Raw genomic sequence first — 24,584 nt, 5'->3', positions numbered from 1 at the left:
TTCATGTGGAGTAGGCCGAGTTCTCGTGGACGTAGTCGTGGGTCAGGTCGTTGGTCCGGATCGTCGCGTGCTGATCGCCGGCGGCCAGGTCGACGACCACGTGGACGTCACGGCCGCTGAGGTCGACGAGCGAACGGTCCTCGCCGACACCGCCGTCGCGACAGACCTGGATCCCGTTGATCGACACCGCAAGTCGATGCGGCTCGAACTGGGCGGATGTCGTGCCGACCGCAGCGAGAATCCGGCCCCAATTGGGGTCCTGACCGAAGATCGCGCACTTGAAGAGGTTGTTGCGCGCGATGGACCGGCCCACCTCGAGCGCATCGTCGAGGTCCGCCGCGTGGACGACCTCGATCGCGATGTCGTGCGCGGCCCCCTCGGCGTCGCTGATCAGTTGCTGCGCCAGGTCCGCGCACACCTGAGTCAGCGCTGCATCGAAGTCTGCGGGATCCGGTCGGACCCCGGACGCCCCGGACGCCATCAGCAGCACGGTGTCGTTGGTCGACTGGCAGCCGTCGGAGTCGATCCGGTCGAAGGTGACCGATGTCGCCGCGTGCAGCGCCTCATCGGCCTCGGACTCCTCCAGCAGCGCATCGGTGGTGACGACGACCAGCATCGTGGCCAGCGCGGGAGCGAGCATGCCCGCGCCCTTCGCCATACCGCCGACGGTCCAGCCGTCCTTGCTGACCACTGCCTGCTTCGCCACGGTGTCGGTGGTCATGATCGCTTCCGCAGCCGCCGAACCGCCCTCTGCGGACAGCGCATTCACGGCATCGTCAGCACCTGCAAGGAGTTTCGGCATCGGCAGCAGCTCACCGATCAGACCGGTCGAGCAGACCACGACATCCCCGGCGGACACCTCGAGCAGGCCCGCGACGTGCTCTGCAGTCGCGTGCGTGTCGGCGAAACCCTGCGCCCCCGTGATCGCATTGGCGCCGCCGGAGTTGAGGATGACCGCGTCGGCGCGACCGTCGGTGGCCACCTGCCGTGACCACGTCACCGGCGCAGCCTCGACCCGGTTGCTGGTGAACACCGCGGCGGCGACGTGTGCCGGACCGTCGTTGACCACCACGGCCACGTCGGCCTTGCCGCTGGGCTTCAGCCCGGCAACCACTCCCGACGCCCGAAATCCTTGTGCTGCAGTCACACTCACGGTTTGTCTCCGTTGCTGGTCTCGATCCGGGTCGCTACTCCACCGACGCGTGTCATGGGGCGACTCCGACCGTCGGCAGCGCGAGGGACTCCTCGAATCCCTTTGCCAGGTTGAGGCATTGGACCGCTCCCCCGGCCGTGCCCTTGGTGAGGTTGTCCTCGGCGGCGATCACGATCACCCGACCGACCCGCTCGTCGACCGTCACCTGCACCTGCACGTTGTTGGAGCCGAGCACTGCAGCGGTCGAGGGCCAGGAACCCTCCGGCAGCAGCTGCACGAACGTCTCGTCGTCATACGCCTCGGCGTATGCGGCACGCACCTGCGCGGTCGTCGTGCCGGGTGCGACCGCGGCCGTGCAGGTCGCCAGGATGCCGCGGGGCATCGGCGCGAGCGTCGGGGTGAACGACACCGAAATGTCCTGCCCGCTCGCCCGGGAGAGGTTCTGCTCGATCTCGGGCGTATGACGATGGCCGCCGCCCACGCCATACGGACTCATCGACCCCATCGACTCGGCGCCGAGCAGGTGCGGTTTGAGCGATTTCCCGGCACCGGAGGTCCCGCTGGCAGCCACGATGACGACGTCCCCTGCCGCCAGGCCCGCCGCGAAGGCCGGAGCCAGCGCGAGCGAGGCCGCCGTCGGATAACAACCCGGGACCGCGATGTGCCGGGCGCCGGCTAGTTGGGCCCGCTGCTTGCCGCCGCCCTCCACGACCAGCTCCGGCAGGCCGTAGGCCCACGTGCCGGCGTGGGTCGAGCCGTAGAACTCCTGCCATGCATCGGCGTCGGCGAGCCGGAAGTCGGCGCCGCAGTCGATCACCGTCACCTCGTCGGCGAGTTGTGTCGCCAGACTCGCCGAAGCCCCGTGCGGCAGCGCGAGGAACACCACGTCGTGCCCGGCGAGTGTCTCCGCGGTCGTCGGTTGCAGGACCCGGTCGGTCAGCGGTGCGAGGTGCGGCTGGTGCGCGCCCAGCGGGTCACCGGCCGAGGATGCCGCCGTGACGGCACCGATCTCCACCTCCGGGTGACCGACGAGCAGGCGCAGGATCTCTCCACCGGCATACCCACTGGCTCCGGCGACGGCGACTGAAGTCATGTGCATGACTATACACGTCAGCGAATATCAATGCACGATGTTTCTCTCGCCGACAGGCCCGCCGATTGCCGAGAGGACCACCGATTGGGCCCATTTCCCGACGGAATCGACGGTCCGCTCGGTAAAAGGGGTGCCTCTCGGCGAAGGAGCGGGGCTCAGGCGCGCTGGGTCGCGCCCGTCGCAGCGCCCGCCGACGCCACCGCGGCGTCGCGCGCCTTGTTGACCTCCTCGGTCTTCAGCGTGCGGTCCGCAGCGCGGAACACCATCCGGTAGGCGAGCGACTTCTTGCCGTCACCGGCCTGGTCACCCTGATAGGAGTCGAAGAGCTGGATCGACTCCAGCATCGGCCCGGCACCCTCGCGCAGCGCGGCCTCGACCGACGCAGCGACGACCTCCCGGTCGACGACGAGAGCGACATCGCTGGTGGCCGCCGGCATCGTGCTGATCGGCGTCGAAGGAACCGCACGGTCGCTCGCGGCGATCAGCACGTCGAGGTCGATCTCGGCGCCGACGGTGCGCGGCGGGATGCCTACTTTCTGCACGACCTTCGGGTGCAACTCACCCGCGTGGCCGACGAGGGTCCCGTCGGCCAGGGTGAACTCCGCGCAGCGCCCCGGGTGGTATGGCGTCGCGTCCGACGCAGCGACCTGCAGCGGCACCGCGAGGGCCTCGGCGACACCGCGGACGGCGGCGACCGCGTCGCTCCAGTCGGCCGGACGACCGCTGCCCCACCACCCGCCGTGGGTGGCCTCGCCGCTCATCAGCACCGCGAGGTGGCGCGGCTGCGGTGGCACCGCTGCACGGATGCGGTCCAGCAGTTCGGGGTCGGGCAGCACACCGACCGGCGAGGACGGCGCGGGCTGCTGCGGGCCGTCCAGCGCGACGACCAGACCCTGCTCGAAGAGTGCGACGTCCTTGAAGCCGCGTGCGACGTTGCGCTTCAAGGCGTCGACCATCGTCGACAGCAGCGAGATGCGCATCAGCGGCTGCTCCTCGGACAGCGGGTTGGCGATCCGCACGGTCCGCGCCCGGGCTGCCTCGACGGGGTAGCCGAGCGCCGCGTGCCGCTCGTCGCTGGTGAACGGCGCGGACCAGATCTCGCTGAACCCGCGCGCCGCAAGGAGGTTGGCCACGACCCGGCGAACATGTTGGCCGTGAGTCAGACCGCGGCCACCGGGCGGGGTTGGCAGCACCGAAGGGATCTGGTCGTAGCCGACGACCCGCGCGACCTCTTCGACGAGGTCCGGTCCGGTGTGCAGGTCGGGGCGCCAGCTCGGCGGGGTCACCCGCCATACCTGTGCAGCGTCGTCGACCTCGCAGCCGACGTCGCGCAGCACCTGCGCCACCTGCTCGTCGGTGTAGGGCATGCCGATCAGGCGGGACGCGAGTTGCGGCTCGAACGCAATCTCCTCCGGCGCGCTGACGTTGTCGAGATCCGTGACCCCGGCGTCCACGGTGCCGCCACCGAACTCGACCAGCAGCCGCACGACGAGCTCGACCGCGGCGGGAGCGAGCTGCGGGTCCACGCCACGCTCGAAGCGCTTGGACGCCTCGGAGGGCAGCTTGTGCCGGCGGGCTGAGCGCGCCACGGTGATCGGGTCGAAGTGCGCACCCTCGATGAGGAAATCGGTGGTGCTGTCGCTGACCTCGGAGTCGAAGCCGCCCATGACACCTGCGATGCCGAGCCCGCGCTCGCCGCCGTCGGTGATCAGCAGGTCCTCGGGAAAGAGCGAACGCTCAGTGCCGTCAAGGGTTTTCAGCTTCTCACCGGCACGCGCGCGACGCACCACGATCGGTCCGTCGATGGTTGCGAGGTCGTAGGCGTGCAGCGGCTGGCCGAGGCCGAGCATGACGTAGTTGGTGACGTCGACCGGCAGCGAGATCGGGCGCATCCCCGCCTCGGTGAGCCGGGTCGCCATCCAGGCCGGGGTCGGCGCCGACACGTCGACACCGCGCACGATGCGCGCCACGAACCGGTCACACCCGACGACACCGCGCAACGGCGCGTCGTCGCGCACCTGCACCGGATGACCGTCGGCGTTGCCGGCTGGCGCCGCGGCGGCGAGCTCCGCGGCCGGGTCGGTGAACGCGTTGCCCTCGGACAGCGTGTATTCCCGCGCCACTCCTCGGATGGCGAAGCAGTAGCCACGGTCCGGCGTGACGTTGATCTCGACGGTCTCGCGGTCCAGCCCCAGCAGCGGTATGGCGTCCTGACCGGGCTTGAGGTCAGCCCCCGGCAGCCGGTCGGCCAGCCGGATGATCCCACCGGATCCGTCGTCGGGCAGACCCAGCTCGTCGGCCGCGCAGATCATGCCGGCCGAGACGTGCCCGTAGGTCTTGCGGGCCGAAATGGCAAAGCCACCAGGCAGTTCCGCGCCCGGCAGCACCACCACGACCTGGTCACCGACGGCGAAGTTGTGCGCTCCGCAGACGATCCCCTGCGGCTCGCCGGTGCCGTTGGCGTCGCCGACGTCGACCGTGCACCAGTTGATCGTCTTGCCGTTCTTCTGCGGCTCCGGCTCCATGGTCAGCACAGTGCCGACGACCAAGGGCCCGGTCACCTCGCCGCCGTGCAGGCCCTCCTCCTCGAGGCCGACACGCACCAGTGACGCCGCCACGGAGGCGCCGGTGACGTCGTCGCCGAGCTCGGCGTACTCCCCCAGCCAGTCCAACGGAATCCGCATCAGATCTCCATCCCGAACTGCGCGTCGAAGCGCACGTCTCCCTCGATCAGCTCCCGCATGTCGGACTGCCCGGTGCGGAACTGCAATGCCCTGTCGATGCCCATGCCGAAGGCGAAGCCGGTGTAGACGTCGGGGTCGATCCCGCACGCCTGCAACACATTTCGGTTGACCATGCCACAGCCGCCCCACTCGATCCAGCCGGTGCCGCTGCAGGACCGGCACTCGGGATCCTCGCCGCGACAGACGAAGCAGCGCAGGTCCATCTCGGCGGAGGGCTCGGTGAAGGGGAAGAACGACGGACGCAGCCGGGTCGTGATGCCTTCGCCGAACAGCTCGGTCGCCATCCGGTCCAGGGTGCCCTTCAGGTTGGCCATCGTGATGCCCTTGTCGACGGCCAGGCCCTCGATCTGGTGGAACGCGGGCATGTGCGTCGCGTCCAGGTCGTCGGTGCGGTAGACACGGCCGAGGCACCCGATGTAGAGCGGCACTCCGCGCTCGAGCAGCGAGCGCGCCTGCACCGGCGAGGTGTGCGTGCGCAGCACCAGCCCGCTGTCCTCGGGTGCGATGGAGAAGGTGTCCTGCATCTGCCGGGCCGGGTGGTCGACGTCGAAGTTGAGTGCGTCGAAGTTGAACCACTCGGCCTCGACCTCGGGACCTTCGGCGATCTCCCAGCCCATGCCGACCAGCAGGTCGGCGATGCGCTCGCCCATCAGGTCGACCGGGTGGCGGCGACCGACCGGCTGCCGCCCCGGGACCATCGTGACGTCGACGGACTCCTCGACCAGGATGCGTTCGTCGCGCTCGGTCTCCAGCTCGGCCTGGCGCTTCTTGAGCGCCGCACCGACCTGCCCGCGCGCCTGCCCGACCCGCTTGCCGGCCTCGGCCTTCGCCGATGGCGGCAGTGCCCCGATCTCTCGGTTGGCGAGCGCGAGCGGGCTCTTGTCACCGCTGTGCGCGGTGCGCGCCGCCTTCAGCTCGTCCAGCGTCGAGGCGTCGGCAAACGCCCGCAACGCATCCTGGACGGCTTGCTCGACGGCTGCAGGGTCGAGGGCAGCAACCTCGACGGGATCGTATGACGTGTTCGGACCAGACACAGCGCCTGAGTCTAGGTCACCCCACGAAGTTCTCCCCCGCTGCGCTCCTCCGATACTTCGTGGAGGCCCCGACCTACTCTCCGAGAGACTGCGCGGGGCCAACCTCGTCCAGCTGACCGGTCTGCTCGGCGGTCAGCCGCAGCGAACCCGCGGCGATGTTGTCGCGCAGGTGATCCACGCGCGTAGTGCCGGGTATGACGAGGGTGTTGGCGCCGTGCCCGAGCAACCAGGCGAGGCCGACCTGCGCTGCAGTGACACCGGCCTCTCCGGCAATGCGCCGGACGACCGGATGGTCCCCCACCCGCGGGGATCGTGCGATGGCGTCGCCGACACCGGGCGGCAACGCGCCGCCGAGCGGCCAGAACGGAACCCAGGCGATGCCCGCGTCACGGCAGGTCGTGAAGACCTCCTCGGCTTCCCGCGACAGCAACGAGTAGGCGTTCTGGACGCAGGCGATGCCTGCCGGCATCGCCTGCTGCAGCGTCGGCACGTCGACCGCGCTGAGTCCGATCGCGCCGACCAGGCCTGCAGCGCGCAACGTGTCCAGCTCGGCGAGCTGATCCTCGATGTCCACGACCTGATCGCCCGTCGCCCGCAGCCCGGGGCCGGTGTCGAGCCGGCGCAGGTTGACGATGTCGAGCCGGTCGCGGCCCAGCGCCCGGAGGTTGTCGTGGACCTGTGCCCGCAACTGTTCCGGTCGTTGCGCCGGCGCCAGCGGGACCGGCGCGTCCACCCGCACGGCGCCGACCTTGCTGACCACCGTCACGTCGGTGGACGCACCGAAGGCACGGCCGATGATGCGGTTGGCGGTCCCGTCGCCGTAGAACTGCGCGGTGTCGATGTGGTCGACGCCGAGCTCTCGGGCGGCGTGCAGCACGGCCACCCCGGCCGCCGGGTCACTGTCGAAATGGGCGAGCTTGCCGGCGCCATACCCGACGCGGGCGACCGCCCGGCCACCGAGCTCGAAGACTCCCCCGGGTCGCTTTGTGCCACTCATCCCGGCAGCCTAGCACCAAACGGAGGGTGCCTCCGATTAATTGATCAGCTGCCCTCCGGTGCCACCCGGGGCAGCGTCAGCCGGAACGTTGCGCCACCGGGCCGGTCGACGACCTCGACCCGACCGCCGTGGGCAACGACCAGACCGCGCACGACATACAGACCGAGGCCGTTGCCACCACGGCCACGCGCCTGCCAGAAGCGGGTGAAGACCGCGGCGCGGTGCTCGGGTGCGATCCCTGGTCCCTCGTCCGACACCTCGATCTGCACCTCCCGACGGCGAAGTTCGACGGCGACGGTGACGGTGCCGCGGCCGTGCCGCATCGCGTTGTCGAGCAGGTTGGACAACACCTGGGCGAGCCGGTCGGGATCGGCGACGAAGCACACCTCGTCGAACTCGCTGACGATCCGGAACCTGTCGGGGTCGGCGCCACCGGAGACGACGCGGTGGATCGCGCTGCGGATCAGAGCGAGCACGTCGACGTCGCGCCGACGCAGCACCAGCCTGCCGGTGTCGAGCCGGGAGATCTCCAGCAGCTCGCCGACCTGGCGCTGCAACCGCCCGGCATCGGTCTCGATGGCGTCGAGCATCCACAACTTCTGGTCGTCGCGCAGCTGCGACCACCTGTTGCGCAGGGTCTGGGAGAACCCGCGCACGGCACCCAGCGGCGACCTCAGCTCGTGCGCGACAGTCGTCACCAGAGCGGCCGTCTCGGACTCGATGCGGTCACGCGTCCGCGTGCTGCGCATGGTCATCACCAGCCATTGCAGCCGCCGATCCGGCCCCGAGCGGACGTGCCGCGTCGCGGCGAGCACGCTGCGCCCCTCAGGCAGCAGCAGACGTTGCTCGGGTGAACCGGACAGAGTGCGTAGGCCGCCCCACGGATCGGCGCTCGCCCAGAACGAGTGCCCGTCGCTCGCCACCAGCGGCAGGGCATCGCGGACGTCCTCGCCGGTGTGCTCGGACAGCCGTATGCCGGTAAGGCGCTCGGCCCGCTCGCTGGAAAGGACGAGCCTGCGGTCGGCATCCGCGACCACCACACCCTCGGGCAACTGCTCCAGCAGCGCCCGGTAGAGCACCAGCGCGAGCTCGGGCTCGGCCGGTCCGTGATCGGGAGGACTCACGGGTGCGAGCCTAGCCAGCACGGTCCGGGCGGTCGGCGCTGGCATACATGCACACGGTGGCCGCGAGGGCGAGGTTCAGAGACTCTGCATGCCCGTGGATGGGGACGCGCACGACGTCATCGGCCAGTCCTCGTGTCGCCTCGTCGAGGCCCCAGGCCTCGTTGCCCATCAGCCAAGCGTGCGGACCGGACAGGTCGGCGTCGGGCAGCAGGGTCGTGCCGGCGCCGTCGGCCGCCAGCACCCGGCGACCGCGGAACCGGCACGCCTCGATGATGCCCGCGACGTCGCCGCCGAGCGCGATCGGCAGGTGCCACAAGGAGCCGGCGGTGGAGCGCACCACCTTGGGGTTGTAGAGGTCGACGCTCGCATCGGACAGGATCACCGCACGGGCACCCGCCGCGTCCGCGGAGCGTATGACGGTCCCGGCGTTGCCCGGGTCGCGCACGTGCGCGAGGACCACCACGAAGCCCGTCTCATCGGCGAGCGCATCGGCCACCGGGACGTCGACCGGGCGGCATACGGCGACGATGCCCTGGGGGTGCTGCGTGTCGACGAGGGTGGCCATCACCGCCGAATCGCATTGGTGCAGATGGATTTTCGCGTCCCGGGCAAGCTGCACCAGGTCGCCGTGCCGGTCCTGTGCCGCCCTGTCGACATACAGATCGAGCACGGAGTGCGGGGCGAATCGGAGGACCTCGCGGACGCCCTGCGGGCCGTCGACGACGAATCGACCCGCGCGTTGACGCGCCGAACGCCGGCCCAGTGCTCGGACCGCCTTCACCCGCTCAGCGCGAGGATTGGTGAGGACGGACGGAGTCACGGACCGGCGTTCGGTGTGTGCGAATGAGCGCGGCGAGCCGCGTCAGGCGACGGAGTCGGCCTTGGCGTCGGTCGCCGGCACGTTCGCCTTGGCGATCTCGACGAGCGCGGTGAACGCGGCGGCGTCGTTGACGGCCAGCTCCGCGAGCATGCGACGGTCGACCTCGACCTCGGCAGCCTTCAGGCCCTGGATGAACCGGTTGTAGGTCATGCCGTTGGCGCGAGCACCGGCGTTGATCCGCTGGATCCAGAGGCGACGGAAGTCGCCCTTCCGGGCCCGGCGGTCGCGGTAGCTGTAACCCATGCTGTGGGTGACCTGCTCCTTGGCCTTGCGGTAGAGCCGCGAACGCTGTCCGCGGTAGCCGCTGGCCTGCTCCAGAACGGTCCGGCGCTTCTTCTGGGCGTTGACCGCCCGCTTCACGCGTGCCACGTGAATCTCCTTCTTATTGCTGGTGGTCCGTCAGTGCAGCCCTGAGGGCCGTCGCACCGACGAGTGCGGTGAAGTGGGGCTTACTTGCCCAGCAGCTTCTTGATCTTCTTGCTGTCGGCCGCGGACGCCTCGACGTCGGGCACCAACCGGCGCGCCTGGCTGCTGGTGCGCTCCTGGAACTTGTGGACGTGACGTGCGCGCTGCCGGATCACCTTGCCGGACCCGCTGATCTTGAAGCGCTTCTTGGCGCCGCTGTGGGTCTTCATCTTCGGCATAGCCGATCTCCTTCGTTGTTACGTGATGACACCAGCCCACGCAGGGCATGGCTCGTTGCGGACTCGCGCGGATCGGGCTCGCGCGAGGGGCTCAGCTGACTTCAGGCCTCGGCGCTGGCAGTCTGCGCTGCCTGGGCCTGCTCGCGGCGGCGACGGCCCTCGGCCCGCGCCTCCGCCTTCTTCTTGGTCGGTCCCAGCACCATGACCATGTTGCGACCGTCCTGCTTGGGCGCGCTCTCCACGAAGCCCAGCTCCTTGACGTCGTCGGCGAGACGCTGCAACAGCCGGAAGCCGAGCTCCGGCCGAGACTGCTCTCGTCCACGGAACATGATCGTCACCTTGACCTTGTCGCCCGCCGACAGGAAGCGCACGACGTGGCCCTTCTTGGTGCCGTAGTCGTGCGGGTCGATCTTGGGGCGGAGCTTGATCTCCTTGATGACGGTGTTGACCTGGTTCTTCCGCGACTCGCGGGCCTTCATGGCGGCTTCGTACTTGAACTTGCCGTAGTCCATGAGCTTTGCCACGGGCGGCTTGGCCTGGGGTGCGACCTCGACCAGGTCGAGGTCCGCTTCGGCGGCCAGGCGCAGCGCGTCTTCGACGCGCACGATCCCGACCTGCTCTCCGTTCGGCCCAACCAACCGCACTTCCGGGACCCGGATGCGGTCGTTGATACGGGGCTCTGCGCTGATGTGAAGCTCCTTCGTCGTGTTCAATGCAACCTGCGGGAAACGAAGAAAGGCTCCTCGTCACCCATCGTGGTGCACGAGAAGCCTCTGACAGCACAGTCAACGCCTGGCGTATGCCGGGTAGATCGACGATCTGCCTTGCAACGACCTGGTCATCGCTGGACCGAACCTGGCGACATCGCTGCCGCGCGAGGTGGAAGCTTGGGGCTTCTCTTGCACACCGGCCAGACGCATGTCGGACCAGTCGGTGCCATAACCATAACAGTGCGGGCACCGCAGACCGAAATCCGCGCCTCTCCCGCTGCCGAGTGACGGCGCCCTCGCCGAGCGACGGCCTCATACAACCGTCGTTCGGCGAGGAAGCCGTCACTGGCCGGAATGGGGGCCTGGTTTGCGGGGGCCGGGCAGTGGGGCCGGCGGGGTCAGCCGACGGGCACTCGGTCATCTTCCATCGAGGCCGGCTGATCGGCGACTTCTGGGGCGGCGGCGGCGTCTTCGGAGCCGCCCTCCAGCATGCTCTCGTCGAACGGCGCGGCACCGCTGAGCACCGACTCCAGCTGGGTCCGGTTCAGGTTGTCGGTCCAGTGGCCGACCAGCACGGTCGCGATCGAGTTGCCCGCGAAGTTGGTCAGGGCGCGGGCCTCGCTCATCATCCGGTCGATGCCGACGACGAGTCCGACGCCCTCGACCAGGTCCGGGCGGTGCGACTGCAAGCCACCGGCCAAGGTTGCCAGGCCGGCGCCGGTGACACCCGCCGCACCCTTGGACGCGATGACCATGAAGACCAGCAGCGAGATCTGCTGCCCGATGCTGAACGGCTTGTCGAGCGCATCGGCGATGAACAACGAACCCATCGTCAGATAGATCGCGGTGCCGTCCAGGTTGAACGAGTAACCGGTCGGGACGGTGATGCCGACGACCGGTCGGGACACCCCGAGGTGCTCCATCTTGGCGATCAGCCGCGGCAGCGCCGACTCCGAGGACGATGTCGACAGGATCAGCAGGAACTCACGACCCAGGTAGCGCAGCAGCGAGAAGACGTTGACACGAGCGACGACCCACAGGATCGCGCCGAGCACGCCGAAGACGAAGATGAAACACGTCAGGTAGAACGCGATCATCACCACCGCGAGTCCCTGCAGGGCCCTCCAGCCGGTCGCCCCGACAACGGCGGCCATGGCGCCGAACGCGCCGACCGGTGCGACATACATGATCATCTGCATCAGTCGGAAGACCAGGCGTTCGCAGTGCTTGATGCCGGTCAGGATCGGCTCGCCCGCCGGTCCGAGCTTCTGCAGGGCGAAGCCGACCAGCAACGCCACCAGCAGCGCCTGCAGCACCGAGCCCGAAGTCAGTGCGGAGACCAGGGTGTCCGGGACTAGGCCGAGGATGAAGTCGACGGTGCCGCCGGCCTCGCCGTCGACCTGCTGGTGACCGGTCGCGGCCAGCTCCTTGGTCAGGTGCAGACCGGATCCCGGATGTATGGCGTTGCCGACCAGCAGACCGATGGCGAGCGCGACCGTGGACATCGTCAGGAAGTAGCCCAGCGCGAGACCGCCGATGCGCCCGACGGCGGCCGCCTTGCGCACCGATCCGATGCCGAGAACGATCGTGCAGAAGATGATCGGTGAGATCATCATCTTGATGAGGTTCACGAATCCGGTCCCGAGCCATTTCAGCTGGATCCCGAAGTCCGGCCAGATGATGCCCACGGCAATACCGGCGATCATCGCGATCACCACGGCGGCATACAAGTAGTGCGTGCGGTCCTTCGTGCGCTTCGGGCCCGGCGCGCCGCCGGCGACACCGTCCTCGACCTGTGTGCTCATCACATCTCCCACAACTCGTGTCCCGGGCCCGATGGTGTTCGTTGCTCCGGCTGGCCCGACCGACGATGGCGTGCCACGTGACCCGCGTCACGTTTGTGTTCATTGAGTTCACGGGCATTGAGTTCACGGGCATTGAGCTCACCGGCGACGGTCGCACCCGGGTGCAGGTCCGATGAGCACGGATTCGTCGACCGCTGCCCGACGGCACGGTCCACGGCTGCGCTCGCCGCGCAGGTGGAGCGTGGCGACGCAGACGTTCGTGCTGCAGGTGGTCGTGGCGCTGATCGTCGTCGTCGCCGGAGTGCTCGGGGCCTATGTGCAGGCCCGCCACTACAGCACCAGCCGCGCCACCGCCCAGGTCGTCGCAGTGGCCGACTCCGTTGCGGCCGACCCGGCGGTGCTCGCCGGGCTGCGCAGCGACCACCCCAGCACGACGTTGCAACCGCTGGCCGAGGCGGTCCGACGACGGACACACACCGACTTCGTGGTGATCATGAGCCCGACCGGCACGCGCTACAGCCACCCCAACCCCGAACGCATCGGGCATCGCTTCGTCGGGCACATCGCCGGTGCCGCCGCGGGCGGTCAGGTGGTCGAGGACTACACCGGCACCCTCGGGCCCTCCCGCCGATGCGTCGTGCCGATCACCGACACCGGGGCGGTCGACGGGAAGGTCGTCGGCCTGGTCTCGGTCGGCATCCGCAAGGAGGAGGTGCGTCACCAGGTCAGTGACCAGCTCCCGGGCGTGCTCGGGGCCGGTGCTCTCGCGGCATTCCTCGCCGGGCTCGGCACGTTGCTGGTCACTCGACGAGTGCGCCGGCAGACACGTGGTCTCGGTGCCCGCCAGCTGCAGGAGATGTACGACTACTACGACGCCGTCCTGCACGCGGTGACCGACGGACTGCTCCTGACCGACCTGGACGGTCGCATCCGCATCGCGAACGACGAGGCCGTCCGGCTGCTCGGACTGCCGGTGGACTTCACCGAGCGTCCGGTCGACGAGGTCGGCCTCCCGGCACCGATGGTGGCCACCTTGACCGACGACAGCACACGGCACGACGAGTTGCAGATCGCCGGCAGCCGCACGCTCGTGGTGAGCAAGGCGCTGGTCGCGCCCGGAGGCAAGGCGCTGGGGTATGTCGTCACGATGCGCGACCGCACCGAACTCGTCGCATTGACAGGCGAACTCGACTCCGCGCGCAGCATGGCCGAGGCGCTGCGGTCACAGACCCACGAGGCGTCGAACAGGTTGCACACCATCGTGTCCCTCATCGAGCTCGGGCACACCGACCGCGCCCTGGCATTCGCCACCGACGAGTTGGATCAGGCGCAGGGGCTGACCGACCGTGTCGTCGGGGCCGTCCACGGTGAACCGGCGGTGACCGCACTGTTGCTCGGCAAGGCCGCCCAGGCACGCGAACGAGGCATCGCGCTGGTGATCGAACCCAACTCCGTCGTGCCGGAAGCCGCCGCGCCGACGACAGATCTGGTGACAATCATCGGGAACCTCGTCGACAACGCGTTCGACGCGGTCGGCGATCTTGACGGCGACCGGTCCGTGCGATTCGACGCACACGTGGAGGACGGATGGACGACCATGACGGTGACTGACAACGGCCCCGGCCTCAGCGGTGAGGTGGAGCAGGCCTTCCGCCGTGGCTACTCCACCAAGGAGACCGGACGTGCAGGCCGCCGTGGGGTCGGCCTCGCACTCGTTGCCCAGGCAGTCGAGCGACTCGACGGGACAGTCGAAGTGCTCGGTCCGCCAACGCAATTCGTGGTCCGCCTGCCGTTGCAGGAGGTCGACCGGTGAACGATCTGCGCGTGCTGGTCGTCGAGGACGAGCCCATCGCAGCCGAGGCACACACGGCATACGTCGGACGCGTGGCGGGCTTCGCCGTCGCCGCCACGGTGGGCACCTGCCAGGAGGCCGTGCAGGCGCTGCAGGAGCACCCGGTCGACGTCGTGCTGCTGGACATGCACCTGCCGGACCGGCACGGACTGGACGTGTTGCGGGCGCTGCGGTCCGCTGGTCACCGGGCGGATGTCATCGCCGTCACCTCCGCACGCGAGCTGGACGTCGTGCGCTCGGCGGTGTCACTCGGGGTCGTGCAATACCTGCTCAAGCCCTTCACCTTCGCGACCTTCCGGGAGCGACTGGATGCCTACCGCGCGTATGTCGAACAAGCACAACGCGTTTCGTCGGTCACCAACCAGTCGGAGATCGATCAGATGCTCGGGTCGCTCCGGCCGTCGCGCCCGACCGAGCTGCCCAAGGGGCTGTCCCCGGAGATGCTCGACCGGATCAGCACGATGCTGCGTGCCAGCGGGTCTGCACTGTCCGCCCGCGACCTGGCCGAGCAGCTGCCGGTGAGCCGGGTGACCGCGCGCAGGTATGCCGAGCACCTGTGCGAGACGGGTCTTGTCGAGCGGCGGTCACGGTATGCCGGGGCGGGTCGTCCGGAAGTGGAATACCGCTGGGTGTGAACTCCCTGAGCGAACCCCGTGGAAGCGGTCACGCCGAGCGAGCCACGAGGCCGGCCAACGCGGGTGCGAGGTCGCCGCGACCGGTGACTACGAGGTCGTCGAGGCCGAGCCACTGCCCCAGCTCCCGCAACGCCTCGAGCAGCTCGGCCGCCGTGTCCTCGGGGGCGTCCGGCTCGGCATACGCCCCGAGCACCTGCAGCACACTCCCCTGGCGCTCTGCCTTCAGGTCGACGCGGGCGACGATGCGGTCGCCGAGCAGGAAAGGCAGGACGTAGTAGCCGTGGACCCGCTTGGCCTCGGGCACGTAGATCTCGATGCGGTAGAGGAAGTCGAAGATCGTCTCGGTCCGCTCGCGGAACCACACCAGCGGGTCGAACGGGCTCAGCAACGCCCGGGCCTCGACGCGACGCGGCACGGTCACGTCACGGTGCAGGTAGGCCGGTCGACGCCAGCCCTCAACTGTCACCGGGAGGAGCTCACCGTCATCGACGAGTGACTGCAGCGCCGGCCCGACCTGATCCAGGTGGACCCGGGAGTATTGCATGCGGTAGTAGTCACGCAGGTCGAATTCGGTTGCCACACCATAGGATCGGGCCGCTCGACGCAGCATCTCGCGGGACGCCTCGAGCAGCGTCGGCTGTGGCACGGCCAGCACCTCAGCGGGAATCACCCGCTCCGGCAGGTCATAGACCCGCTCGAAGGCAGCATTGCGCCTGGCCACGCTGAGCTCCCCTGCCATGAAGAGGAACTCGAGCGCCCTCTTGGTCTTCGACCAGTTCCAGCCCCAGTTGACCTTGGTGCGGGGCAGCCCGTCGTCAAGGTCTCGCGCGGTCGCCGCACCACCCTGCTCGATCTCACGCAGCAGCGCCGTCGGCAGCCCCGGATCCTCCGGCAGACCGAACCACTCGTGCCCGCGCGAGGCATGGTCCTGCATGCGATGGCTCATCACCGGCCACAGGTCCACCGGCATGTATGCCGCGCAGTGCGCCCAGTATTCGACCAGTCGCCGCGGGGCCTTCCCGGCGGCTCGATCGAGCAGGCCGACGTCGTAAGGGCCCATCCGCGAGTAGAGCGGCATGAAGTGCGCGCGCTGCAGCACGTTGACCGAGTCGATCTGCAGCAGCCCGGTGCGATCGATCGTGCGCGCGAGAGTCCGCATGGTCGGCGTGCGGTGCCGGGGATCACGAAACCCCTGCGCCACCAGCGCGATCCGCCTCGCCTGTGCCGCCGACAGTGATCCCGCCACTGACCCCGCCCCTGATCTCGACGAGGGCCCTGACCTTGGTCCTGAGCTCGGTGCTGCACCCACTCTCGGCAGCCTAGGCGGCACCACCGACATACCGCGCGAATGCGGAGCGCACCGCATCGTCGTCCAGGCCCGACCCGAGCAATGCGAGCAGCAACAGGCGTGCCTTGTAGGGGTCCAGCCCGCCGGCCGGCAGCAGGCCGCGGCCGACCAGGTCGCTCTCACTGCCCGGGCCGCCGTATGTCGCCGTGTGGACGGTGCCTGCGCCCGTGCGAGACGCCAGCACGACCGGCCGACCGGCGGCCAGCTCCGCCGCCCGGTCGGCGATCTCCGGGCGCAGGTGTCCGACGCCGAATGCAGCGATCACCAGGCCCGCGCTGTCGGCGACAGCGTCGAACAGCCCGCCGTCGTCGTCGAGCACCGTGACGATCAATGGCACCCGGACCGACCGGACAGGCACGCCCACCGGTGGCCGGCGCGGCACCGTCGTCGCGAACCGGACGGTGGCCTCCTCGACCCGTCCGAGCGCCCCGGCGTTGGGCGACACGAAGGCGTCGACGCTGCTCGTATGGCGCTTGGCGACGAACCGTGCAGCGTGGATCTGGTCGTCGAGCACGACCAGTGCGCCGAGGGCTCGAGCCTCCCGCGATGCCGCAACTCGCAGTGCCGCAACGAGATTCGCCGGCCCGTCCGGACCGGGCAGGCTGGGGTTGCGCATCGCGCCGGTGAGCACGAGCGGCTCGTCCCGGGTCCACCACAGGTCGAGCAGGAACGAGGACTCCTCCAGCGTGTCGGTGCCCTGCACGATCAGCACCGCATCCGCTCCGTCTGCCACCGCCTGCTCAGCCGCCGCGTGTAACTCGGTCAGGTCGGCCACCGTGAGCCGCGAGCTCCCGACAGCACGGAAGTCCACGACCTCGGCCTCGACGCCGATCGCGGCGACGTCGGGTGCTTGCAGCAGGTCGGCACCGGTCAACCGCACGACGGCACCTTCGCTGTCCGTGCCGGTCATGCTGATCGTGCCGCCGAGGAAGAAGACCGCTACCCGAGCCACGAGATCACCATACGGAAACTTCGTGGGGTGAGGTTCAGGCAGCGAGAGCGTGCTGGGCGACATACCTGCGGTGCACGTGCAGTGCCGCGGACCCGGTGACGGCAACGAGCGCGCCGATCGCCGCGACCAGCAGGAAGCCGCCGCCGAACCCGAACGAGTCGATCGCGGCGCCGGCCATCGGCGCACCGAGAGCCGACCCGGCGGTCATGAACGACCCGTGCCAGCCCATCGCCTCACCGCGGGCGGCCGACGGGACGACGTGGCTGACGGCGTCCACGGTCGCGGTGATGGTCGGTGCGCAGAACAGGCCGGCCACCAGGGCGAGGACCGCCAGCGACCAGGTGCCGCCGGCGAGCGCCATCGGTGCGGTCGCCAGCGCGAGGCCGAGCAGTAGCGAGAAGGGCTGGACCGCGCGCGACGTCGCGCCGTAGATGAGCCCGCCGAGCAGCGAGCCGCCGGCGAACGGCACCAGCACGATGCTCATCTGGGACACCTGGTCGAACTCACGCATCGCCGCGACGATGGCGACGTCGCTGCCGCCGAGCACGATGGTCGACGCCGCCGCGGCACCGCAGATGGACAGGAAGCCGGCACGGAACCACGCCCGACGCGGGACCACCTGGCCTGCGGCATCCGTCTCCGGGTCTGCCGGTCGCAGCGGCGGGTTCATCACATAGAGGGCGACGCCCGCGAGCACGCCGGCGAGCTGCAGGCCGCACAGCACGAAGCCGGTGTCGAACGCAGTGGCCAGCCAGACGGCGACGACCGGGCCGACCATGAAGGCCACCTCGATGCTCATTCCGTCCACTGAGAGGGCCGTGCGCCGATCCGCGTCCGGGACCGCGGCGATGATCCCCTGGCGGATGACCGAGAAGGTCGGGACGATGAAAAGGCCTGCCACTGTTGCGAGAACGAGCAGCATCCAGTAGCCGACGAAGGGTGCGACGGCCCAGCAGACGGCGTTCACGACCAGCGACGGCAGGACGACCCGGCGCAGGCCGAGGCGATCCAGCAGCCGCCCGCGCCACGGGCCGGAGATCGCGATGGCAAGGGTGGCGCCGGCCGCGACCAGACCGGCCTCGGAGTAGGAACGGTGCAGGGACTGCACGACGTGCAGGGTGAGCACGACCGCGGCAGAGGCGATCGGGATCCGCAGCAACAGTCCGAGGAGCAACACCCGCCGGGCATCACTGATGTTCAACACGCGCTGGTAGGGGCTGAACGACATACGGGAGTCACTCCTTCTCAGGGATCTGGGAGACGGGGTCGGAACTGGAGTCCGCGGGGCCACTCGGGCGGCACGAAAAGAACCAGATGCAATACTTCCATATCGAAATAGTCCACGCGACGGATTTTCCGCCGGTGAGAGCAAAATCTCACCGCGAATTCCCAGTCGACGTTCGACGTCGCCGCAGCCTGGCCGAGCAGACTCCGATCAGGTTCAGGGCAGATTCAGGGCAGCTCCAGGGCATCGGCAGGTGTCCGCGGCCGGCCCGCTGGGCGAGGACACAAAAAATGTCGCATCACCCGGGAATTATTCGGAGGACCCCTCCGTTACACCTCATGTCCGCCCAGCAAGCGAAAGGACACCCGGATGCCACCACGTACCTCTCCGGTCGTGCACGCGACGACGTCGCGGATGCTCGATCAACTGCACCGCGACCACATCATGCGCACGCATGCGCAGGACGACGAGCAGCCTGCACTGCCGCGCATGCGTCCGTATGCCGAGCAACTCGCCTACGAGCGCGGCGAGGACTGACCCCGCAGCGCACCTCCTTTTTGAGAGCCGGCCGCACCGGCGCTTCACTGCGAAGCGCCTGGAAGCGGCCGGCTCCTCTGCGTATGCGGGTCAGCGCTTGACGGCTCCTGGATGCCGGGCGTCCACCAGGTCGCGGTATCGCCCGGCCGCGACGGCGCCGGCGTCGGGGTCGGACGGCTCGACGGTCGCCGCGACCGGCACGTCCCACTCCGGTGGTGTCGACTCACCGCTCAGTGCCCACGCGGCCTGCCGCGCCGCACCGAGCGCGACATACTCACCCGGCTGGGGCACCAGGACCGGCACACCGAAGATGTCCGCGGCGGCCGACCGCACCGAGGCGGCTGCGGCCGCGCCCCCGATCAGCAGCACCCGGCGAGTGGGTATGTCGTTGCGGGCGAGTGCGTCGATGCAGCCCTTCAGGTTGCACAGCATGCCCTCGACATACGCCCGAGCGAAGTGCGCCGGCGTCGCATTGGAGCGAGTCAGCCCGGCAAGGGTCCCCTGAGCCGTCGGCAGGTTGGGAGTGCGCTCGCCGTCGAGGTAAGGCAGCAGGGTGAGACCGTCGGCCCCGATCGGCGCCGACGCCGCGAGTTGGTCGAGTCCGTCCAGGTCCACCCCGAGGGTGCTCGCCGCTGCGACGAGCACCCGGGCGGCGTTGAGCGTGGCCAGCAGCGGCAGGTGCCGGCCGGTCGCGTCCGCAAATCCGGCGACCGCGCCGGTCACGTCACCGACCGGGCGGTCGTGGACCGCGAACACCGCCCCGCTGGTGCCGAGCGACACCACGACGTCGCCCGGGCCGATCGACAGCCCGAGCGCCGCAGCAGCGTTGTCGCCGGTGCCCGCCGCCACGAGCATGCCGTCCGCCGTCCGCCCGGCAACCTCCGACGGGCCGACCACGCGGGGCACCCGGACGTCTCGGCCGAACGCACGCTTCAGCAGGTCGTGTCGATAGTCGCCGGTGACCGGTGACCAGTAGGCGGAGCCCGACGCATCTCCGCGATCGGTGGTCCACTCCTGGAAACCGTTGCCGTCCTTCAGGATTCGACCAGTGAGCCAGTCGTGCGGCAGCACAACGGTCTGCGTCCGGGCGGCATTGTCGGGCTCCTCCTCGGCCAGCCAACGCAGCTTGGTGCCGGTGAAGCTCGCCACCGGCACCAGGTCCACAGCGTCGACCCAGGCCGACGCTCCCCCGAGCTCCTCCACCAGCTGCGCTGCTTGAGGGGCCGAGCTGGTGTCGTTCCACAACATTGCGTCACGCACCAACTGATCGTCCTCGTCGAGCGTGACCATGCCGTGTTGCTGCCCGCCGACCGCGATCGCGCGCACACCGTCCAGCAGTCCCCCGCGCCGGGCTTCCTGGAATGCGTCCCACCACGCGGCGGCGCTGACCTGGGTGCCGTCCGGGTGCCCAGCCCTGGCCTCCCGGACTATGCGACCGGTCTCCGCATCGCAGACCACGATCTTGCAGGACTGTGTCGAACTGTCCACTCCGGCGACCAGCGACTCACTCATGCCGGGAGGCTATCGGCTGCCCGACCGGTGGGCGGGTGTACGCCGCGAAACGATGGGTTTATGCTCATCGTGCTTAGTTAAGGCTGCCCTAAAGAAGGTTTGCCTCATCACACTCTCCGAGAGGTGCCCGTGCTCGCGACATTCGTGATCGGCCTGCGCGAAGGCCTTGAGGCGGCACTGATCGTCGGGATCATCGCAGCCTTCCTGAAGAAGAACGGCCGTCCCCTGACGACCATGTGGCTCGGCGTCGGCGCCGGCATCGCGATCAGTATCGCCGTCGGCGTCACCCTCAAGGTCGTCGAGTCCGCGCTGCCGCAGCGGCAGCAGGAGATGATGGAGACCGTCATCGGAGCGGTGGCCGTCGTCTTCGTCACCACGATGATCATCTGGATGAGCAAGCACTCCCGCGGCCTGAAACGGGAGTTGGAGTCGGCCGCGCAGAACGCGCTCGGGCAGGGCACCACCCGCGCCATGGTGATCATGGCCTTCCTGGCCGTCCTCAAGGAAGGCTTCGAGTCCGCGGTCTTCCTGCTGGCTACCTTCCAGGCCGCCACCAACACCACCGGCGCCATCGCCGGAGCAGTGCTCGGCATCGCGATGGCCGTGCTGCTGGGACTCGGCATCTACCGGGGCGGCGTCAAGCTCAACCTCGGCAAGTTCTTCAAGGGCACCAGCATCTTCCTCATCCTGGTCGCCGCGGGCCTGGTCGTCAGCGCCCTGCGCACCGCGCACGAGGCCGGCTGGCTCAACGCCGGGCAGGGCACCACCGTCGACCTGCACTGGCTGGCTCCGGTCGGGTCGATCCGCAGCGCCGTCTTCACCGGTGTGCTCGGCATCCCCGCCGACCCGCGGGTGGTCGAGGTGCTGGGCTGGTTCCTCTACGTCATACCCATGGCGTTGGTGGCGTTCTGGCCGGCGGCACACCGGCCCAGCGCCATACAGAGTGCGCGGCTGAAGCTGACGATCGCCGGCGCGTGTGCCATCGGTGCCGTCGCGGCGTTCTTCGCCGTGCCGTCCGCACAGCTCGACGTGCCCGCGGCTGCCCCCGTCGCGGATGCCGCCGGCAGCTCCGCCGGATCCGTGCACCTCAACGGGTTGACGCTGCACCGATCTGCCGACGGGAGCGCCCAGGAGAGCATCCGGCTGGAGGCGGCGGGCCACGCCACCGTCACCGGCGTGCGCACCCGGCACTTCACCGGCGTGACCGAGTCCGCCTCCGACACCAAGCCGCCCGCCACCCTGACCCTGGCCGAGGTGACTGCGCTCAACGGCGGTCGCGTCCCGGTCGGCGTGGACCCCGCCGTCAACCCCGGGCCGTTCCGCGCGACCTGGCACCTGTCGGACAAGGTCGACGTCTGGACCACCCACGGCAAGCTGTATGACGCCGCCCGTGCCGCACAGGCCAGCGTCAGCCTGGCCGGCGGAGGCCTCAGCACCCAGCGCACCGTGACCATCGCGGACGGTGCGAAGCTCCCGGCCGGCATGACCGCTCCGAGCACGTCCTGGTCGGTCCGGCCGGCATACACCGACGACTTTGCTGCAGAGCTGAACCACTTTGCGACAGAACGTGATTCGGTGCGCTTCTGGGGTCGCGCCATACCTGCTGCCCTGCTCCTGACAGCCATCATCCTCACTGTCCTCGCGCTGCGTGCGCGTCGACGCATCCCCACCGTCATGACCAACACCGGTGCACCTGCACCCCATCACTCCTCGAGGAGCTCAGCACATGCCTAGCCACCCCGCGAAGTCACACCGACGACCCGGATCCAACCTCCGTCGCGTCGCCGGCAGTGGCCTCATCGCCGTCACCAGTGTCGCTCTGGCGGCGTGCGGCTCCGGCTCGTCCGGCGGCGGATCACCGACCGACGGGTCTGGTGGCGCGTCCGCGAAGGGCGCAGCCGCCAAGGTCTCCGGCGGTGCCGCACAGGTGAAGGTCACCATGACCAACGCCGGCGGCTGCGAGATGGACCACGCCTCCGCACCTGCGGGGCCGGTGACCTTCACCGTGACCAACAAGGACGCGTCGGCGATCACCGAGATCGAGTTGCAGAGCGACCAGCGCATCCTGGGCGAGAAGGAGAACCTCGCGCCCGGCTTGGCCCCGGTGAAATTCACCGTCACGCTGTCCGGCGGGAAATATCAGGTCTTCTGCCCCGGCGCCGACAAGGAGCGGGTGCCGTTCACGGTGACCGGCAAGGCGGCCTCCGTCGCGAAGGGCTCGACGGCGACGGTGCTGGCGAAGGGCACCAAGGGTTACGCGAAGTTCGTCAACCAGAACGCCACCGACATGGTCACCGGCGTCGCCAAGCTGCAGACGGCGATCAACAAGGGCGACGTCGCCGCCGCGAAGAAGGCGTATGCCGGGGCACGACCCTTCTACGAGAAGATCGAGTCCGACGTCGGTGGTTTCGTGCTGCCGGGTTATAAGCCGGGCGACAACGCCGGCAACCTCGACTACCTGATCGACATGCGGCAGTCCAACCTGGACCCGAAGGTCGGCTGGCACGGCTTCCACGCCATCGAGAAGGACCTGTGGCAGGGCGGCAAGATCACCAGCAAGACCAAGAAGACGGCCAAGGAGCTGCACACCAACGTCAGCAAGCTGGCCGGCCTGGTCAAGGGCATCACCTACAAGCCGGAGGACCTGGCCAACGGTGCCGCGAGCCTGCTCGAGGAAGTGCAGACCAACAAGATCAAGGGTGAAGAGGAGAAGTACAGCCACACCGACCTGTCCGACTTCGCCTCCAACGTCGAGGGCGCCCAGCAGGCCTTCGCCTACCTCAAGCCCGGGCTGCAGAAGATCGACCCCTCCCTCACCGCCCGGGTGAGCAAGCAGTTCACCAACGTCACCAATGCGTTGACCCCCTACCGGGACGGCTCGTCGCTGGGTGGTTTCAAGCTGTGGACCCCGGAGCTGCGCAAGACCGACGCGGCGAAGCTCAGCAAGAAGGTGCAGGCGCTGCAGGACCCGCTCTCCCAGATCGCTCAGAAGGTGGCGACCGCGAGTTGAGCAAGCACGAACGACCTGACGGGCGCACCGGGCTGCCCCGCCGCCGGCTCTTCCAGGGAGCCGCCGGTGGGGCAGCCGTGGGTGCGCTCGCCGTCGGCGCGTCCTGGGGCCTGGACGCCGCGCGCTCGCCAGCCGAGGCGGCCGACAAGGACGCCATCGACCTGACCACCCAGTACCCCTTCTACGACCAGCCCGAGCCGGTCGGCATCCGCACTCCCCCGCAACGCTACTCGATCTTCATGGCGTTCGACATGATCGACGGCTCGCTGGACACGGACCTGCAGTCACTGCTGGCGCGCTGGACCGCCGCGAGCGCGCAGTTGATGCGGGCCGAGCCGATCGGGCAGGTCCGACCCTCCTCGGACTCCGGCGTCGGCCGGGACACCGGGGAAGCTCTCGGGCTGGACGCTGCGAGCCTGACGGTGACCATCGGACTCGGACCGTCGTTGTTCGACGACCGCTTCGGCATCGCGCACAAGCGGCCGAAGCTGCTGCGGCCGCTGCCCAAGCTGCCCAGCGACAACCTGACGGCCCACACCAGCAACGGTGATCTGTCGGTGCAGGTGTGCGCGGACGACCCGCAGGTGTGCTACCACGCCATCCGCAACCTCGCCCGTATGGCGCGAGACACCGTCCAAACCCGTTGGACCGTCATGGGATTCGGCCGCGCATCGGCCGGCAAGGGCCAGCAGACGCCGCGCAACCTCTTCGGCTTCAAGGACGGCACCCGCAACATCACCACGACGGCCGACTATGACAAGTTCGTCTGGCTGGACGACGCCGACTGGATGACCGGCGGCACCTACCAGGTGGTGCGCAAGATCGAGATGAACATCGAGACCTGGGACGCCGACCGGATCAGCGACCAGGAGCGCATCTTCGGCCGCGGCAAGACCGAGGGCGAGCCGCTGACCGGCAAGACCGAGCACGACACCCCGAAGTTCCACGCCAAGGCCAAGGACGGCGAGCCGGTGATCGCACCGACCTCGCACATCGCGCTGGCGGCCCACGAGAACAACGGCGGCATCAAGATCCTGCGCCGGGGTTACAACTACACCGACGGCATTAACGAGTTCGGTCAGCTGGACGCCGGGTTGCTGTTCGTCTGCTACATGAACGATCCCGCCCACTTCGTGCAGTTGCAGCGCAAGCTGGGCGCCGCGGACCTGCTCAACGAATACGTCAAGCACGTCGGGTCGGGCCTGTTCGCCATACCCCCGGCGCCGAAGACCGGCCACTACATCGGCGAGCAGCTTTTTACCTGACCCTTCTCACACCCTTCGCCGACAGGCCCCCCTTTCATCGAGAGGACCGGCAAATTTCGCCGAA

The 24,584-nt window shown here is 69.1% G+C and carries 21 protein-coding genes; 6 read left to right on the top strand and 15 right to left on the bottom strand.

Going from position 1 to position 24,584, the window contains the following annotated elements:
- Nucleotide 1 precedes the first annotated feature (1 nt).
- The 11 genes from argJ to ACSZL9_RS12215 form a co-directional block, all read right to left on the bottom strand.
- Nucleotides 2–1,153 carry a bifunctional glutamate N-acetyltransferase/amino-acid acetyltransferase ArgJ gene (gene argJ / locus ACSZL9_RS12265; RefSeq protein WP_446665773.1) on the bottom strand — a complete coding sequence of 384 codons (1,152 nt, stop codon included), beginning with the start codon at nucleotides 1,151–1,153 and terminating at the stop codon, nucleotides 2–4.
- Between the two features lie 52 nt (nucleotides 1,154–1,205).
- Nucleotides 1,206–2,246, bottom strand: a complete 1,041-nt coding sequence (gene argC, locus ACSZL9_RS12260) for an N-acetyl-gamma-glutamyl-phosphate reductase (RefSeq protein WP_446665772.1) — start codon at nucleotides 2,244–2,246, stop codon at nucleotides 1,206–1,208.
- Nucleotides 2,247–2,401: 155 nt separating this feature from the next.
- Nucleotides 2,402–4,930 (bottom strand): phenylalanine--tRNA ligase subunit beta, encoded by a 2,529-nt coding sequence (gene pheT / locus ACSZL9_RS12255; RefSeq protein WP_446665771.1) that lies wholly within the window; start codon nucleotides 4,928–4,930, stop codon nucleotides 2,402–2,404.
- Entirely contained in the window at nucleotides 4,930–6,024 is a 1,095-nt protein-coding gene (gene pheS / locus ACSZL9_RS12250) for a phenylalanine--tRNA ligase subunit alpha (protein ID WP_446665770.1), read from the bottom strand. The genes pheT and pheS overlap by 1 nt, the downstream gene beginning before the upstream one ends.
- A gap of 73 nt (nucleotides 6,025–6,097) precedes the next feature.
- On the bottom strand, nucleotides 6,098–7,021 hold the full coding sequence (locus ACSZL9_RS12245; RefSeq protein WP_446665769.1) for an aldo/keto reductase: 924 nt from the start codon (nucleotides 7,019–7,021) through the stop codon (nucleotides 6,098–6,100).
- Nucleotides 7,022–7,065: 44 nt separating this feature from the next.
- Nucleotides 7,066–8,145, bottom strand: a complete 1,080-nt coding sequence (locus ACSZL9_RS12240) for a sensor histidine kinase (protein ID WP_446665768.1) — start codon at nucleotides 8,143–8,145, stop codon at nucleotides 7,066–7,068.
- Between the two features lie 10 nt (nucleotides 8,146–8,155).
- On the bottom strand, nucleotides 8,156–8,965 hold the full coding sequence (locus tag ACSZL9_RS12235) for a TrmH family RNA methyltransferase (RefSeq protein ID WP_446665767.1): 810 nt from the start codon (nucleotides 8,963–8,965) through the stop codon (nucleotides 8,156–8,158).
- Between the two features lie 42 nt (nucleotides 8,966–9,007).
- The gene (gene rplT / locus ACSZL9_RS12230; RefSeq protein ID WP_440283112.1) at nucleotides 9,008–9,394 is read right to left on the bottom strand and encodes a 50S ribosomal protein L20; all 387 of its coding nucleotides are present in this window, start codon (nucleotides 9,392–9,394) and stop codon (nucleotides 9,008–9,010) included.
- An 80-nt stretch (nucleotides 9,395–9,474) separates the two neighbouring features.
- Nucleotides 9,475–9,669 (bottom strand): 50S ribosomal protein L35, encoded by a 195-nt coding sequence (gene rpmI / locus ACSZL9_RS12225; protein WP_325551201.1) that lies wholly within the window; start codon nucleotides 9,667–9,669, stop codon nucleotides 9,475–9,477.
- 101 nt (nucleotides 9,670–9,770) lie between these two features.
- The gene (gene infC, locus ACSZL9_RS12220; protein WP_446665766.1) at nucleotides 9,771–10,382 is read right to left on the bottom strand and encodes a translation initiation factor IF-3; all 612 of its coding nucleotides are present in this window, start codon (nucleotides 10,380–10,382) and stop codon (nucleotides 9,771–9,773) included.
- A 395-nt stretch (nucleotides 10,383–10,777) separates the two neighbouring features.
- Nucleotides 10,778–12,184, bottom strand: a complete 1,407-nt coding sequence (locus ACSZL9_RS12215; RefSeq protein WP_446665765.1) for a cation:dicarboxylate symporter family transporter — start codon at nucleotides 12,182–12,184, stop codon at nucleotides 10,778–10,780.
- Between the two features lie 172 nt (nucleotides 12,185–12,356).
- Here ACSZL9_RS12215 and ACSZL9_RS12210 point away from each other — a divergent pair, with 172 nt between their 5' ends.
- Together ACSZL9_RS12210 and ACSZL9_RS12205 are read left to right on the top strand one after the other, a co-directional pair.
- Nucleotides 12,357–13,997 carry a sensor histidine kinase gene (locus ACSZL9_RS12210; RefSeq protein ID WP_446665764.1) on the top strand — a complete coding sequence of 547 codons (1,641 nt, stop codon included), beginning with the start codon at nucleotides 12,357–12,359 and terminating at the stop codon, nucleotides 13,995–13,997.
- A complete protein-coding gene (locus tag ACSZL9_RS12205) occupies nucleotides 13,994–14,671 on the top strand; it encodes a response regulator (RefSeq protein WP_446665763.1) in 678 nt (225 codons plus the stop codon). Before ACSZL9_RS12210 ends, ACSZL9_RS12205 begins: the two co-directional genes overlap by 4 nt.
- A 28-nt stretch (nucleotides 14,672–14,699) precedes the next feature.
- Here ACSZL9_RS12205 and ACSZL9_RS12200 read toward each other — a convergent pair whose 3' ends face one another.
- From ACSZL9_RS12200 to ACSZL9_RS12190, 3 genes are all read right to left on the bottom strand, one after another.
- Nucleotides 14,700–15,917, bottom strand: a complete 1,218-nt coding sequence (locus ACSZL9_RS12200; protein ID WP_446665762.1) for a winged helix-turn-helix domain-containing protein — start codon at nucleotides 15,915–15,917, stop codon at nucleotides 14,700–14,702.
- 73 nt (nucleotides 15,918–15,990) lie between these two features.
- Complete coding sequence (locus ACSZL9_RS12195) at nucleotides 15,991–16,971, bottom strand: asparaginase (RefSeq protein ID WP_446665761.1); 981 nt, start codon at nucleotides 16,969–16,971, stop codon at nucleotides 15,991–15,993.
- Nucleotides 16,972–17,005: 34 nt separating this feature from the next.
- Nucleotides 17,006–18,199 (bottom strand): MFS transporter, encoded by a 1,194-nt coding sequence (locus tag ACSZL9_RS12190; RefSeq protein WP_446665760.1) that lies wholly within the window; start codon nucleotides 18,197–18,199, stop codon nucleotides 17,006–17,008.
- 366 nt (nucleotides 18,200–18,565) lie between these two features.
- On the opposite strand from ACSZL9_RS12190, the gene ACSZL9_RS12185 reads away from it, so the two are divergent.
- Nucleotides 18,566–18,733, top strand: coding sequence for a hypothetical protein (locus tag ACSZL9_RS12185; protein WP_446665759.1), 168 nt, complete (start codon nucleotides 18,566–18,568; stop codon nucleotides 18,731–18,733).
- Between the two features lie 90 nt (nucleotides 18,734–18,823).
- Here the strand turns inward: ACSZL9_RS12185 and ACSZL9_RS12180 are convergent, their stop codons facing one another.
- Complete coding sequence (locus ACSZL9_RS12180) at nucleotides 18,824–20,245, bottom strand: xylulokinase (protein WP_446665758.1); 1,422 nt, start codon at nucleotides 20,243–20,245, stop codon at nucleotides 18,824–18,826.
- Nucleotides 20,246–20,374: 129 nt separating this feature from the next.
- On the opposite strand from ACSZL9_RS12180, the gene efeU reads away from it, so the two are divergent.
- Genes efeU through efeB form a run of 3 tightly spaced genes read left to right on the top strand, consistent with a single transcriptional unit; the run spans nucleotide 20,375 to nucleotide 24,520 of the window.
- Nucleotides 20,375–21,979 carry an iron uptake transporter permease EfeU gene (gene efeU, locus ACSZL9_RS12175; RefSeq protein WP_446665757.1) on the top strand — a complete coding sequence of 535 codons (1,605 nt, stop codon included), beginning with the start codon at nucleotides 20,375–20,377 and terminating at the stop codon, nucleotides 21,977–21,979.
- Nucleotides 21,972–23,255: an iron uptake system protein EfeO gene (efeO, locus tag ACSZL9_RS12170; protein ID WP_446665756.1), complete on the top strand. Its 1,284-nt coding sequence runs from the start codon at nucleotides 21,972–21,974 to the stop codon at nucleotides 23,253–23,255. The genes efeU and efeO overlap by 8 nt, the downstream gene beginning before the upstream one ends.
- Complete coding sequence (gene efeB, locus ACSZL9_RS12165; RefSeq protein ID WP_446665755.1) at nucleotides 23,252–24,520, top strand: iron uptake transporter deferrochelatase/peroxidase subunit; 1,269 nt, start codon at nucleotides 23,252–23,254, stop codon at nucleotides 24,518–24,520. Before efeO ends, efeB begins: the two co-directional genes overlap by 4 nt.
- Nucleotides 24,521–24,584 lie beyond the last annotated feature (64 nt).

Source organism: Flexivirga sp. B27, assembly GCF_052905685.1.
The sequence above is the reverse complement of the archived record's forward strand: the minus strand, read 5'-3'. Positions and strand labels throughout refer to the sequence as shown.